This window comes from Streptococcus sp. IsoGale022 (assembly GCF_031142805.1).
Classification (GTDB): Bacteria; Bacillota; Bacilli; order Lactobacillales; family Streptococcaceae; genus Streptococcus; species Streptococcus sanguinis_A.
This window is the reverse complement of sequence record NZ_JAKZJI010000003.1, coordinates 24451-36786: the sequence shown is the minus strand read 5'-3', so window position 1 is coordinate 36786 and position 12336 is coordinate 24451. Positions and strand designations below refer to the sequence as shown.

The following is a 12336-nucleotide window of genomic DNA, read 5'->3' as shown; positions in this document are numbered from 1 at the left end:
AGGAGTTGCCATGAGACAAGCTGAAATCAAGCGTGAAACACAGGAGACCGATATTGAACTGGCTGTGAATCTGGACCAACAGGAGCCGGTAGCTATCGAGACCGGTGTCGGATTCTTTGATCATATGCTGACCCTTTTTGCCCGCCACAGTCGGATTGCTCTGACGGTCAAGGCTGAAGGTGATCTTTGGGTGGACAGCCATCATACGGTCGAGGATGTGGGCATCGTGCTGGGGCAGGCTCTGCGTCAGGCTTTGGGAGACAAGGCAGGTATCAACCGCTACGGCACTAGCTTTGTGCCTATGGATGAAACGCTGGGTATGGCCAGTCTGGACTTATCCGGTCGCTCTTATCTGGTCTTTGAGGCTAATTTTGACAATCCCAAGCTTGGGAATTTTGATACTGAGCTGGTAGAGGAATTTTTCCAAGCCCTAGCCTTTAATCTGCAGATGAATCTGCACCTGAAAATCCTTCATGGCAAGAACAGCCACCACAAGGCGGAAAGCCTCTTTAAAGCGACTGGACGAGCTCTGCGGGAGGCTATTACGATCAATCCAGAGATTCATGGAGTCAACTCCACCAAGGGCTTGCTCTAGCTTGTCCTTCTGAGTGAAAGGAGTTGATGTAGAGATGATGATTGTTATTGATTATGACGCGGGAAATACTGCCAATGTCCTCCGTGCTCTGGCTCAGGTCGGAGTAGAAGCGCGTCTGTCAGCTGACCCGCAGGAAATTTTAACTGCCGATGGCTTGATTTTACCAGGAGTAGGTGCTTTTCCTACTGCCATGCAGGAATTGGAAAGACGAGGGCTGGTGTCCATTATCCAGCAGGCTGTGGCTACAGGCAAACCTCTCTTGGGCATTTGCTTAGGTATGCAGCTCCTACTGGAGTCTGGATTGGAGAATGGTCAAAGTTCTGGACTGGGCTTGATTCCCGGTGTTTGCTGTAGGATTCCAGACCAGGCTGGTCTGCCTGTGCCTCACATGGGCTGGAATGACTTAAAAATCCAGCAGTCGTCTGCTTTGACAGCTGATCTTGATGGACAGTCAGTCTATTTTGTCCATAGCTACTATACAGATGTTCCGGAGGAGTACTTGGATGTGACGGCTGATTATGGGTTGCCTATCCCAGCCATGATTCACAGAGGCTCGGTCTTTGGCTGTCAGTTTCACCCAGAAAAGTCAGGGACTGTCGGTCTCGGTATCCTAGAGAAGTTTAAGGAGTATGTCTATGAAAATACTGCCCGCTATTGATATCAAAGACGGCCAGGCCGTCCGCCTTTTTAAAGGGGATTTTAGTCAGAAGACGGTGGTCAATCCCGATGTTTTGGAGCAAGCCAAAATTTTCAAAGAAGCCGGGGTTACCATGATTCATGTGGTTGACTTGGATGGGGCCTTAGAAGGTCGGGCGGCCAATCGGGATTTGATTGCCCGAATTAAGTCGGAGACTGGTCTAGCTATCCAAGTTGGGGGTGGTATCCGCAGTCTGGAGCAGATTGAAGATTATCTAGCGGTCGGTATTGACCGTGTCATTATTGGCTCTATGGCTGTTAAGAATCCTGCCTTTGTTGAGGCCGCGCTGGAGCGCTTTGGAAGCAGCAAAGTCGTGATTGGCATCGATGCGAAAGGGGGGCTGGTTGCGACTGAGGGTTGGCTGGAAACCAGCAGTCAGGACTATATCAGCCTGGCCTTGGCCATGGAAAAAATCGGTGTCCGTCTCTTTGTCTATACGGATGTAGACCGAGACGGAACTCTGACTGGCCCTAATATCCAGCATTATCAAAAATTGCTGGCAGCACTCAAGCATGCTCAAGTCATTGCCTCTGGCGGCATCCAGTCAGCAGATGACTTAAAGGAGCTGAAAAAACTGGGCTTGGCTGGTGCCATTGTGGGCAAGGCCTATTACAGTGGACGAGTTAGCCTAGAGCAGATCAAGGAAGCAGAAAGGGGCTAGCCATGCTGAAAAAACGAATCATTCCCTGTCTAGATGTCAAGGACGGCCGGGTGGTCAAGGGCATCAACTTTGTCAATCTGACTGATGTGGGCGATCCAGTTGATGCTGCCAAGGCTTATTATGAAGCTGGCTGCGATGAGTTGGTCTTTCTGGACATCACCGCCACCCATGAGGAGCGGGACACGACGGTCGAGATGGTCCGGCGAGTGGCGGAGCAGGTTTTCATTCCTTTTACTGTCGGGGGCGGCATTCGTACGGTTGAGGACATGAAGCGGATGCTCCAAGCTGGTGCGGATAAGGTTGCAGTTAATTCCTCAGCACTTGCAAATCCTCAGCTTTTAGCTGACTGTGCTGAGAAATTCGGCAGTCAATGTGTGGTGCTGGCCGTGGATGCTAAAAAAGAAGCGGATGGCAGCTGGCATGTCTATCTGGCTGGCGGCCGTAAGGACAGCGGTCGCGACCTGTTAGACTGGATCCAAGAAGCTGTCAGTCTTGGAGCAGGGGAAATTCTTTTGACCAGTATGGACAAGGACGGGACCAAGTCTGGTTTTGACTTGCCAATGCTGGAAGCCGTCTCCCAAGTGGTTTCCGTTCCGATTATTGCATCTGGTGGTGCTGGCTCTAGACAGCATATCATAGAAGTTTTTGAAAAGACTGCAGCGACAGGTGCTTTGGCAGCCTCGATTTTCCATTATGGTCAGGTCTCCATCTCAGATACCAAAAAAGCCATGCTGGAAGCTGGATTGGAGGTACGCATCTGATGACAGAAGTGAAGTTAGATTTTCAAAAGCAAGGTGGTCTTATACCTGCCATTATCCTAGACTACACCAGCAAAGAAGTCCTCATGCTGGCCTATCTCAATGAAGAAGCCTATCAGCTGACCCGCACTAGCGGTCAGATGTGGTACTGGAGCCGGTCTCGTCAGGAGCTTTGGCATAAGGGAGCCACCAGCGGCCACTACCAGACTGTCAAAAAAATCACAGCTGATTGCGACCAAGATACCCTGCTGATCGAGGTAGCCCAGCTGGGAGCAGCCTGCCACACCGGTGCCAAATCCTGCTTTTTCCATACAATCTGGGATGAAGAAGACAGCAAAACTGACTAAAGGCTCCCTTGCTTTACTTTAGTACTTGGTTAATGCAAGAATAAAACTAAGAAGCCAGTATCAAGACACCAGCCTGCCATTGGAAAGAATTGTATTTTATAGTAAAATAAGGACAGTAACAAGGAGATACTATGTTAGAAACCCTCTATCAAGAAGCCCTCAAACGCAAAAAAGAGCCCAAGGAAGGCTCCTATACCAGCTATCTCTATGACAAGGGGCTGGACAAGATTCTCAAAAAAGTCGGTGAAGAAGCGACAGAAGTGGTCATTGCGGCTAAAAACGCTGATAAGGAAGAGATGGCCAATGAGACAGCTGATCTGCTCTACCATCTGGCGGTCGCTCTCGTCGAGACTGGCATCAGTCTGGAAAAGGTAGAGGCCGTCCTCCAGGCCCGTCAGGGCAAGCAGAGCCGGATTCATGATCGACCTGAAATTAACCATTACTAAAGTGATACAAGATTTGCAGAAAGGCGGCCCCGCATGCGCGACAACCATCTTCATACCTGTTTTTCCTATGATTCTGAGGCGGATTTCTGTGACTATCTGAACCATTACGAGGGCGAGATTGTCACCACTGAGCATTATGATTTGTCCAATCCCTACCCCTATGAAGCAGCCTCGCCCCACGATGATGTGCCTGACTATGAGGCCTATTCAGCAAAAATAGCAGAGCTGAACCAGCAATATGGCAACCGCATCAAAAAGGGCATTGAAATTGGCTATTACGCTCCGCGTAAGGACGATATCCTAGCTTTCCTAGCGGACAAGGAATACGACCTCAAACTCTTGTCTGTCCATCACAATGGTAGTTTTGACTATCTGGAAGATCCGGTCTTGCAGCTGGATAAGACGGAGTTAATTACCCGCTACCTGAGAGAGTTAGAAGAGGCTATCGAGGCTGTGCCAGCAGATGTACTAGCTCACTTTGACTATGGTTTCCGAAAATTTGCGCTTACCGTAGAGGAGTTAAAAACTTTTGAACCAGAGCTGCGACAGCTTTTTCAAAAGATGATTAATCATGGCCTGGCCTTTGAGCTCAACTGCAAGTCCATGTATCTTTACGGTCACGAGGAACTCTATATCTACGCTCTCTCTCTAGTCAAGGAGCTGGGCGGTCAGTGCTTTTCAGTGGGATCAGATGGCCACAAGCTGGAGCATTTCCGTTTGCAGTTTGACCGAGTTTCCAAAATCTTAGCAGAGGCTGGCATAGGTGAGGAGCAGTTGATCTAGAAGGAGAAATCATGACTGAGATTAGGTCCTTAAAATCAGAGGAAATCCCGCTCTTAGAGGAATTTCTTTACCAAGCTATTTTTATCCCCCCAGGTCTAGCGCCGTTGCCCAGAAGTATCTTGAAGGAGCCAGAACTTGAGATGTATATCAAGGACTTTGGTCAGCAGCCAGATGATTGGGCTTTAGCGGCAGAAGTGGCCGGCCGGCTGGTCGGAGCAGTTTGGGTTCGCATCATGAAAGATTATGGCTATTATGACGACCGGACTCCCTCTCTGTCCATTTCATTCCTGCCTGAGTTCAGGGGTCAAGGTCTAGGGCAGCAGTTGATGACGGCCATGCTGGACTTACTCAAGTCCAAAGGCTACCCAAGTGTTTCCCTCTCCGTTTCCAAAGACAATCCCGCCGTTGGCTTTTATCAAAGACTGGGCTTTGTCACGGTTGAAGAGAGGGAAGATGATTATTTGATGCTGTGGCGATTGTAATAAGAAAAGAAAACTCATGAAACTAGAACGATTAATCTATATTTTGCTAGCCCTTTTGAATAAGAGACAGATAACGGCTAAAGAAATTGCTGAACGTTTTGAAATATCTACCCGCACAGTATATCGAGATATGGATACGCTCAGCTTAGCCGGAATCCCTATCTACTCTGAACGTGGAGATAAGGGCGGCTTTTATATACCGGATGACTACAAGATGGACAGCAGCTTTTTCACAGAAGAAGAAAAGCAGTTTATCATCAATATGAGCCAAAATGTTGGCAAAATTGTTGGCCGTCCAAGTTTTGACAATATTGAGCATAAGCTTGCTTCTCAAGAAGCGACCGACAAGGTCAATCCATTTTATTTTGATCTCAGTTCATGGTCTCTCAATACAAATTATTTACTTGAAATTGAGCAGGCTATACAAACTGGGAAGAAAGTTTCCTTTTCCTACTATTCTAAAAAACAAGAACGAAGCCAGCGAACGATTCTTCCTTACCGTCTGATTTTTAAATTGAATGCCTGGTATGTTATCGGCTACTGTTTAGAAAAGTTAGATTTTCGTTTTTTCAAACTTAGCAGGATTCGCGATTTGCAGCAAGTAGAAGAGGGTATCGAAGCTGGAGATTACCCTCTTTTATCTCAAGAAAAGCTAGATCTTTTTCTAAATCCGTCTAAAGATAAAGTTGAGGGCAGTAAAGAAGAAGTAAAGCTGATTTTCACAGAGTCTGCGCTTCCAAAAATTTATGACCATTTCACAGAAGAAGAAATCACTGTTGAGCAAACAAGGATAAAGGTACATGCTTTCAGAGCATTGACACCGGCCTTTTTCGAATTGATTTTAAGTTTTGCTCATCAAGTAAAAGTCATATCACCAAAAGAACTGCAGGATAAATTAATTATTACTCTTCAAAAAAATCTTCAGCAATATGACAGACTGTAGTCATATTGCTTTTTGTATAATCTTAAATGGCTTGAAAATCTCATTGGTTGAGTGCTTGCCTAAATTATTTTTGGAGGTTCCAAATGGATACGAAAACATTAGCAGAAAGCTATTTTACCGCAGTTAATAAAGGTGGCTGGGAAGATTTCGTAGCAGAAAACTTTAATTATGGAATGTGCGACAGTCAGGAGATCAGGCAAGGGCGTGATGTTTATCTGCAAGGTGCAGGTCAATTCTATGCTTTAAGCCAGCATCTTGAAGTGAAGAAGTTATTGGTAGAGGGACGAGAAGCAGCAGCTTTAAATCGCTATCGCATGCAGTCACCACACGGAAAAGAACTAGAATTGGATGTCGCAGAATTTTTAAAATTTGACGAATCAGATAAATTAATTGCTTCTACTATTTACTTTGATACTCATCGTTTCCAAGAGTTTATGCAAGGGAAATAGGCATGTAGAAAAGTCACCGAATGGTGGCTTTTTCAGTAACTAATGACTTCTACAAATGCTTTATCGTATTATTTGTAAGTTTTCTTGCCAAGTGGTAAAATAAAGCCGAAATAAAATATGTTCTCCTAGAGCAATCTAATCGATTAGTAATAATTAATTTGACTGTTCTTCGTAGTCATATAGAGGAGTTGATTTTATGGCTACTACTAGGCGAGCAGTGGTGGCGCTGAGCTTGGGTGTTTTGTTATTGCTAGCAATGGGAATTCTACTGCAGGTTCATTTTTGGAGAATAATCATTTTGCTAGGTCTATTCTTTTTTGCGGAAGTATTTTTCATCTGGTACTCGAGAAGTAAGTCTAAGTCGCAGATCAGTAGCAGGCAAAGCCTTGAACTCTTCTGGCTTTATATCAAACGCTTGAAAATTCTTTATATCATACTTATGTGTGTCGCGATTCCTTTCGTTTCTCTGTCTTCCAGTCCTGCTTTCGATTTGTTTTTTGTGCTTGAGTTGTTAGTATTCTTGCTCTTAAGCAATTATATCTTTAGCTCTCTGGCATTCAACCGCCCAAGAAAGAGAGAACTTTTAAAGTCTAATAGCTTTGTTTGTAGCAGTTGATTTGACTGCTGTTTTTTCAAAAAAGAAAAAGCCTGGAAAAATCCAGGCTTTGTAGTGAAACGTGTAAGATTAGTGTGCTACACGTTTGCGAGCTGCTTTTTTACGGTTTTCTTCGATGAAAGCCGCTTTTTGTTCTTCAGGTTCGATGACTTTTTTCTTGACGGCATATACTGCGCCTGCCACAGCAGCTACAGTAGCTGCAACTCCTGTAAGAACGCCTTTTCCAAATCCTTTAGCCATGTGATTTCTCCTTTTCTGAACTTTTATTATTTATGTTATAATTAATAGTAACGAAAAATCAAAATTTTTTCAAGGAAAAACGATGAAAACCAAAATAATTGTGATAGTGGGGCCTACTGCGGTCGGGAAAACGGCTTTGAGTATTGAGGTAGCCAAACGCTTCAATGGCCAAATCATCAGTGGTGATAGTCAGCAGGTCTATCGTGGCTTGGATATTGGCACGGCCAAGATTCGTCCTGAAGAGCAGGAGGGCATTCCCCATCATCTGCTGGATGTGCGGGAGGTTGGAGAAAGCTACTCGGCCTATGATTTTGTGACTGAGGCGGATCAGGCTATTCGTGAGATTGAGTCTCAAGGTCAGCTACCTATCATTTGCGGCGGCACAGGGCTCTATATCCAGAGCTTGCTCGAGGGCTACCATCTGGGCGGCTCCGTCCCTCACGAGGAGATTCTGGCCTATCGGGCGCAGCTGGACAGTTGGTCAGATGAGGATTTGTTTGGAAAAATAGCAGAGCTGGGTATCGAGATTCCTCAGATAAATCGACGCAGGGCTATGAGGGCGCTGGAGATTGCTCAGTTAGGTGGTCAGCTAGAAAACAATCTTCCAGATTATGAAGTCCTGCTGATTTGCCTAGATGATGAGCGTGAGCGACTTTATGAGCGAATCAATCAGCGAGTAGATCTGATGATAGAAGATGGTCTCTTAGAAGAAGCCCGCTGGCTGTTTGAGAAAGCTCCAACCAGTCAAGCCAGCAAGGGGATCGGCTACAAGGAACTTTTCCCCTACTTTGAAGGTCAGATAAGTCTTGAAGAGGCGGTGGATAAGCTCAAGCAGAATACCCGCCGTTTTGCCAAGCGCCAGCTGACTTGGTTTCGCAACCGGATGTCCGTGACCTCTTATCAGGTGGGAAATCCAGACTATAAAAATCAGGTCATGGAGGACATCAGGAAGTTTTTGGATAAGTAGCTGGCTGACCAAGTCTTAGTAAGGATATGAGATGATAGAAACAGAGAAAAAAACAGAGCGTGTCTTTCTGGTCGGTGTGGAGTTGGCAGACACGGAAAATTTTGACCTATCCATGGAGGAGCTGCAAAGCCTAGCTAAGACGGCAGGAGCTGAGGTAGTCGGTTCCTATAGCCAGAAGCGAGAAAAGTATGACAGCAAGACCTTTGTTGGCTCTGGTAAGTTAGAAGAAATCCGACAGATGGTTGATGCCGAAGAGATTTCGACCGTTATTGTCAATAACCGTCTGACACCTCGCCAAAATGTTAACCTAGAGGAAAGTTTGGGGGTCAAGGTCATTGACCGTATGCAGCTGATTTTGGATATTTTTGCCATGAGAGCTAGGAGTCATGAGGGGAAACTTCAGGTGCATTTGGCCCAGCTCAAGTACCTCCTGCCTCGCTTGGTCGGCCAGGGCATTATGCTCAGCCGTCAGGCAGGTGGCATTGGCTCCCGCGGTCCTGGTGAAAGCCAGCTGGAGCTCAATCGCCGCAGTGTCCGCAATCAGATTCACGATATTGAGCGCCAGCTCAAGGCAGTGGAGAAAAATCGGGCAACTGTTCGTGAAAAACGGCTGGAGTCCAGCATTTTCAAAATCGGCCTCATCGGCTATACCAATGCTGGCAAGTCCACTATTATGAACTGCTTGACTAGTAAGAGTCAGTATGAGGCAGACGAACTCTTTGCGACGCTAGATGCCACGACCAAGAACATCAATCTCAGTGGTCAGCTCAATGTCACGCTGACAGACACGGTTGGCTTCATTCAGGATTTGCCGACAGAGCTAGTATCTAGCTTTAAGTCGACTCTGGAAGAGAGCAAAAATGTTGATTTGCTGGTCCATGTTATTGACGCCAGAGACCCTCATCATGAGGAGCATGAAAAGACCGTTCTTGACATCATGAAAGAGCTGGATATGCTGGATATTCCCCGGCTGACTCTCTATAACAAAGCGGACAAGACTGAGGATTTTACTCCGACCTTGACTCCTTATTCTTTGATTTCGGCTAAGGCGGACAATAGCAGAGCTCTTTTGCAGCAAGTCCTGCTGGAGCGAATGAAAGAGCTCTTTTTGCCTTTTACTATCAAGGTAGCTCCGGCTAAAGCTTACAAGATTCATGATTTAGAGAAAGTCGTGATTATGGGAAATCGAGAATATACAGACGATGTCGAAGTCATTTCAGGCTGGATTGCCGAGAAAAACAAATGGAAATTGGAAGAATTTTATGACTGATTATATTGACTTGGCCCTGAAATACGGCGGTTTTACTAGTCTAGACAGGGTCTACTTAGAGCAAGTGTTGGCTGGTCTGACAGAAGAGCAGAAGCTTAGCTTTATCACACCGCCGCCCAGCGTTATCAATGCTTACTTTGCTGAGCTTTATCAAAAGAAAAGTCCGGAAGCCGCGACAGCCTATTTTTTAGAAATCAGTCAGGCACTGGATTTGTGGAATGCGGAGCCTAGCTTTGTAGAAAATAAGCCTTTTGTCCGGCTCAATCTTTCTGGCAAGTCCTATGGATTTTGCTATGAGAGCGAGGGAGTCGGCTTGGTCTTTCCTGAAATGCCAGAGTCGGTAACAGCTGACTTGCTCTTTGAAATTGCCCAAGTCTTTCCACAGTATTTGGTCTACGAAGAAGCTGGGAGCATAAAAATGGTACCTCTCAAAGCTGAATCTCAAGTCGTGGACAGTCAGGCTCTGACTGCTTTGACCGATTGGCAGCAGCTAGCGGATGGCCGCCAGAGAGTTCTGGGCTACAATCAAGAGGAAGTCAGTCAGCTGGCTCAGTCCTATGTTGGCAGAAAATACTATCACTCGCAGAATCGCTCTGCCATGATTTATATCATTTAGAAAGAAAAACATGCAATTACAATTTTTAGGAACCGGAGCCGGTCAGCCCTCCAAGGCTCGCAATGTGTCCAGCCTTGTCCTCAAGCTTTTGGAGGAAATCAACGAGGTCTGGATGTTTGACTGCGGTGAAGGTACCCAGCACCAGATTTTGGAGACGACGATTAAACCGCGCAAAATCAGCAAGATTTTCATCACGCATCTGCATGGCGACCATATTTTTGGCTTGCCAGGCTTTTTATCCAGTCGTTCTTTTCAGGCTAATGAAGAGCAGACGGATTTAGAAATTTATGGTCCTAAAGGCATTAAAAGCTTTGTCCTGTCTAGCCTGCGCGTGTCTGGTTCTCGCCTGCCTTATCGGATTTATTTTCATGAGTTTGATGAGAACAGTCTTGGCAAGATTCTGGAAACGGACAAGTTCACTGTTTATGCGGATAAGCTAGATCATACGATTTTCTGTGTGGGCTATCGGGTCATGCAGAAAGATTTGGAAGGAACGCTGGATGCGGACAAGTTACGGGCAGCGGGTGTTCCCTTTGGTCCCCTCTTTGGTAAGGTCAAGAATGGTCAGGATATCGTCCTAGATGATGGAACCAAAATCATTGCAGCCGACTATATATCAGCCCCTCGTCCGGGCAAGACCATTGCTATTCTAGGTGATACCCGTAAGACTGCTGCCAGCGTCCGCTTGGCTGTGGCAGCAGATGTACTGGTCCATGAAGCAACTTATGGCAAGGGAGACGAAAAACTTGCTCGTAATCACGGCCATTCTACTAATATGCAAGCAGCAGAAGTAGCCAAGGAAGCTGGTGCCAAGCGCCTCCTACTCAATCATATCAGTGCTCGCTTTCTAGCCAAGGACATCAGCCAAATGCGCCGCGATGCAAGTAGCGTCTTTGACAACGTCCATGTGGTTAAGGACTTGGAAGAGGTGGAGATATGAGAACCATCATCATCACAGGAGCTAGCGGTGGGCTGGCTCAGGAAATGGTTAAGCTCTTGCCCCATGACCGACTGATTTTAGTTGGCCGGAGCAAGGACAAGTTGGAAAAATTATATGGACAAAAAGAAAATCTTGACCTAGTGGAGCTGGATATCACAGATAGCTCAGCTTTGGAAAACTTTGCTGAGCAGATTGACAGTCAGTACGGACGCGTGGATGTCCTTGTCAATAACTCTGGCTATGGGATTTTTGAAGAATTTGACAAAATCAGCTCCAGTGATATCGAGGCCATGTTTGAGGTCAATACCTTTGCCCTGATGAATTTGTCCCGTATCTTTGGAGTTCGTATGAAGCAGGCAGGTCAAGGACATATCGTCAATATCGTTAGTATGGCCGGCCTCATTGCAAGTAGCAAGTCCAGTCTTTATTCGGCGACCAAGTTTGCTGCTATTGGTTTTTCCAATGCCCTTCGACTGGAGCTCCTGCCTTTTGGGGTTTATGTCACGACGGTGAACCCTGGTCCTATCAAAACTTCCTTTTTCGATCAGGCAGATCCTGACGGCTCCTATGTAAAAGCAGTGGACAAGTATATCTTGGAGCCTGACTTTGTAGCGAGCAAAATTGTCAGTTCCTTTGGTAAAAAGAAGCGGGAAATTAATCTACCTGGAATTCTCAATTTAGCCCACAAGCTTTATACACTTTTTCCAAGAATTGCCGACAAGATGGCAGCCAATATGTTTAACTATAAGTGAGGTTTTATGACAGCTAATCTACAAGCCTACAAAGCTCATCTGCAGGCGCCTTGGGGCAAGCTTCAGTATGATATTGTTTTTGCCTTTCTAGAGTCGCTGAAGGGCCAGAAAATTCTTGATTTCGGCAGTGGTTTTGGAATTGTAGCCGATTTTCTAGCGGAAAACAACCAAGTGACCGCTATCGAGCCTAGTTCAGAAATGATTGCCGAGCGCAAGCAGGACTTTTCCTATGAGCAATTGCAAGGCAGTTTGGACCTTCTTCAAAATCTGCCTGACCAGTCTTTTGACATCATCATCTGTCATAATGTCTTAGAGTATGTATCTGATCTTGCTCTCTATTTGACAGAATTTTCCCGCCTCTTAAAAAAGGACGGCAAAATTTCTCTGGTCAAGCACCACGAGGTTGGGCGCATTATGCATACGGTGGTTTTTGAAAATGATCCAGAAAAGGCCCAGCAGCTTTTAGCGGGTCAGAAATATCAAACCCACAGCATGGGAGCTGCTAAGGTTTATCAGGTTCAAGATGTGATTTCAGGTCTGCCTTTAGAAGTTGAGGATTATCAAGGAGTACGGATTTTTTATGGCTTGCAGGCCAATGACTATAAAACTGCCCCTGGCTGGGCTGAAAAGATGCTTGAGATGGAGCTGGCTGTCTGCAACCAATCACCTTATCGGGACATTGCTGCCTTTCAGCATGTTTGGCTAGTCAAGTCCTAGGTCAAAGGAAAAAAGTGCTCATTTACATCTTAAACAAACCTCGTAAGGAGAAATCTT

Annotated in this window: 17 protein-coding genes and 1 pseudogene; 17 read left to right on the top strand and 1 reads right to left on the bottom strand. The window is 46.0% G+C overall.

From position 1 onward, the window contains the following. The first annotated feature begins 10 nt into the window (after positions 1–10). The 11 genes and pseudogenes from hisB to RG608_RS02545 all read left to right on the top strand — a co-directional run bounded on the left by hisB (position 11) and on the right by RG608_RS02545 (position 6755). On the top strand, positions 11–595 hold the full coding sequence (hisB, locus tag RG608_RS02595) for an imidazoleglycerol-phosphate dehydratase HisB (RefSeq protein WP_268687322.1): 585 nt from the start codon (positions 11–13) through the stop codon (positions 593–595). Between the two features lie 34 nt (positions 596–629). Continuing rightward, on the top strand, positions 630–1253 hold the full coding sequence (hisH, locus tag RG608_RS02590; RefSeq protein ID WP_308946509.1) for an imidazole glycerol phosphate synthase subunit HisH: 624 nt from the start codon (positions 630–632) through the stop codon (positions 1251–1253). Next, the gene (gene hisA, locus RG608_RS02585; protein ID WP_268687320.1) at positions 1231–1953 is read left to right on the top strand and encodes a 1-(5-phosphoribosyl)-5-[(5-phosphoribosylamino)methylideneamino]imidazole-4-carboxamide isomerase; all 723 of its coding nucleotides are present in this window, start codon (positions 1231–1233) and stop codon (positions 1951–1953) included. Before hisH ends, hisA begins: the two co-directional genes overlap by 23 nt. Before the next feature lie 2 nt (positions 1954–1955). Then, complete coding sequence (gene hisF / locus RG608_RS02580) at positions 1956–2714, top strand: imidazole glycerol phosphate synthase subunit HisF (protein ID WP_268687319.1); 759 nt, start codon at positions 1956–1958, stop codon at positions 2712–2714. Continuing rightward, on the top strand, positions 2714–3058 hold the full coding sequence (gene hisI, locus RG608_RS02575) for a phosphoribosyl-AMP cyclohydrolase (RefSeq protein WP_268687318.1): 345 nt from the start codon (positions 2714–2716) through the stop codon (positions 3056–3058). The genes hisF and hisI overlap by 1 nt, the downstream gene beginning before the upstream one ends. Positions 3059–3189: 131 nt before the next feature. After that, entirely contained in the window at positions 3190–3504 is a 315-nt protein-coding gene (hisE, locus tag RG608_RS02570) for a phosphoribosyl-ATP diphosphatase (RefSeq protein WP_268687317.1), read from the top strand. A gap of 33 nt (positions 3505–3537) precedes the next feature. Then, entirely contained in the window at positions 3538–4287 is a 750-nt protein-coding gene (locus RG608_RS02565; RefSeq protein ID WP_268687316.1) for a PHP domain-containing protein, read from the top strand. A gap of 11 nt (positions 4288–4298) precedes the next feature. Beyond that, a complete protein-coding gene (locus tag RG608_RS02560; protein ID WP_268687315.1) occupies positions 4299–4769 on the top strand; it encodes a GNAT family N-acetyltransferase in 471 nt (156 codons plus the stop codon). Between the two features lie 16 nt (positions 4770–4785). Next, the gene (locus tag RG608_RS02555; protein WP_268687314.1) at positions 4786–5712 is read left to right on the top strand and encodes a YafY family protein; all 927 of its coding nucleotides are present in this window, start codon (positions 4786–4788) and stop codon (positions 5710–5712) included. An 83-nt stretch (positions 5713–5795) separates the two neighbouring features. Beyond that, complete coding sequence (locus tag RG608_RS02550) at positions 5796–6161, top strand: hypothetical protein (RefSeq protein WP_268687313.1); 366 nt, start codon at positions 5796–5798, stop codon at positions 6159–6161. A 196-nt stretch (positions 6162–6357) separates the two neighbouring features. Then, a pseudogene (locus tag RG608_RS02545) lies at positions 6358–6755 on the top strand (hypothetical protein). 91 nt (positions 6756–6846) lie between these two features. Here the strand turns inward: RG608_RS02545 and RG608_RS02540 are convergent. Beyond that, positions 6847–7017: a DUF3042 family protein gene (locus RG608_RS02540; RefSeq protein WP_002895160.1), complete on the bottom strand. Its 171-nt coding sequence runs from the start codon at positions 7015–7017 to the stop codon at positions 6847–6849. 82 nt (positions 7018–7099) lie between these two features. Between RG608_RS02540 and miaA the strand changes: the two genes are divergently transcribed. Genes miaA through RG608_RS02510 form a run of 6 tightly spaced genes read left to right on the top strand, consistent with a single transcriptional unit; the run spans position 7100 to position 12279 of the window. Further along, positions 7100–7984 carry a tRNA (adenosine(37)-N6)-dimethylallyltransferase MiaA gene (miaA, locus tag RG608_RS02535; RefSeq protein ID WP_268687311.1) on the top strand — a complete coding sequence of 295 codons (885 nt, stop codon included), beginning with the start codon at positions 7100–7102 and terminating at the stop codon, positions 7982–7984. A gap of 31 nt (positions 7985–8015) precedes the next feature. Beyond that, positions 8016–9254 carry a GTPase HflX gene (hflX, locus tag RG608_RS02530; protein ID WP_268687310.1) on the top strand — a complete coding sequence of 413 codons (1239 nt, stop codon included), beginning with the start codon at positions 8016–8018 and terminating at the stop codon, positions 9252–9254. Beyond that, the gene (locus RG608_RS02525) at positions 9247–9870 is read left to right on the top strand and encodes a cystathionine beta-lyase (protein ID WP_268687309.1); all 624 of its coding nucleotides are present in this window, start codon (positions 9247–9249) and stop codon (positions 9868–9870) included. Before hflX ends, RG608_RS02525 begins: the two co-directional genes overlap by 8 nt. Positions 9871–9880: 10 nt before the next feature. After that, positions 9881–10810, top strand: coding sequence for a ribonuclease Z (gene rnz, locus RG608_RS02520; protein WP_268687308.1), 930 nt, complete (start codon positions 9881–9883; stop codon positions 10808–10810). Further along, positions 10807–11562 carry an SDR family oxidoreductase gene (locus RG608_RS02515; RefSeq protein ID WP_308946508.1) on the top strand — a complete coding sequence of 252 codons (756 nt, stop codon included), beginning with the start codon at positions 10807–10809 and terminating at the stop codon, positions 11560–11562. The genes rnz and RG608_RS02515 overlap by 4 nt, the downstream gene beginning before the upstream one ends. Before the next feature lie 6 nt (positions 11563–11568). Beyond that, complete coding sequence (locus RG608_RS02510) at positions 11569–12279, top strand: class I SAM-dependent methyltransferase (protein ID WP_268687306.1); 711 nt, start codon at positions 11569–11571, stop codon at positions 12277–12279. Positions 12280–12336 lie beyond the last annotated feature (57 nt).

Bases quoted from the DNA above. Each gene is read 5' to 3' on its own strand.
- RG608_RS02525 (WP_268687309.1), top strand. From the start codon at position 9,247: ATGACTGATTATATTGACTTGGCCCTGAAATACGGCGGTTTTACTAGT.
- RG608_RS02550 (WP_268687313.1), top strand. From the start codon at position 5,796: ATGGATACGAAAACATTAGCAGAAAGCTATTTTACCGCAGTTAATAAA.
- rnz (WP_268687308.1), top strand. From the start codon at position 9,881: ATGCAATTACAATTTTTAGGAACCGGAGCCGGTCAGCCCTCCAAGGCT.
- hisF (WP_268687319.1), top strand. From the start codon at position 1,956: ATGCTGAAAAAACGAATCATTCCCTGTCTAGATGTCAAGGACGGCCGG.
- hisE (WP_268687317.1), top strand. From the start codon at position 3,190: ATGTTAGAAACCCTCTATCAAGAAGCCCTCAAACGCAAAAAAGAGCCC.
- RG608_RS02540 (WP_002895160.1), bottom strand. From the start codon at position 7,017: ATGGCTAAAGGATTTGGAAAAGGCGTTCTTACAGGAGTTGCAGCTACT.
- RG608_RS02565 (WP_268687316.1), top strand. From the start codon at position 3,538: ATGCGCGACAACCATCTTCATACCTGTTTTTCCTATGATTCTGAGGCG.
- RG608_RS02515 (WP_308946508.1), top strand. From the start codon at position 10,807: ATGAGAACCATCATCATCACAGGAGCTAGCGGTGGGCTGGCTCAGGAA.
- RG608_RS02555 (WP_268687314.1), top strand. From the start codon at position 4,786: ATGAAACTAGAACGATTAATCTATATTTTGCTAGCCCTTTTGAATAAG.
- RG608_RS02510 (WP_268687306.1), top strand. From the start codon at position 11,569: ATGACAGCTAATCTACAAGCCTACAAAGCTCATCTGCAGGCGCCTTGG.
- hisA (WP_268687320.1), top strand. From the start codon at position 1,231: ATGAAAATACTGCCCGCTATTGATATCAAAGACGGCCAGGCCGTCCGC.
- hflX (WP_268687310.1), top strand. From the start codon at position 8,016: ATGATAGAAACAGAGAAAAAAACAGAGCGTGTCTTTCTGGTCGGTGTG.
- hisB (WP_268687322.1), top strand. From the start codon at position 11: ATGAGACAAGCTGAAATCAAGCGTGAAACACAGGAGACCGATATTGAA.
- hisH (WP_308946509.1), top strand. From the start codon at position 630: ATGATGATTGTTATTGATTATGACGCGGGAAATACTGCCAATGTCCTC.
- hisI (WP_268687318.1), top strand. From the start codon at position 2,714: ATGACAGAAGTGAAGTTAGATTTTCAAAAGCAAGGTGGTCTTATACCT.
- miaA (WP_268687311.1), top strand. From the start codon at position 7,100: ATGAAAACCAAAATAATTGTGATAGTGGGGCCTACTGCGGTCGGGAAA.
- RG608_RS02560 (WP_268687315.1), top strand. From the start codon at position 4,299: ATGACTGAGATTAGGTCCTTAAAATCAGAGGAAATCCCGCTCTTAGAG.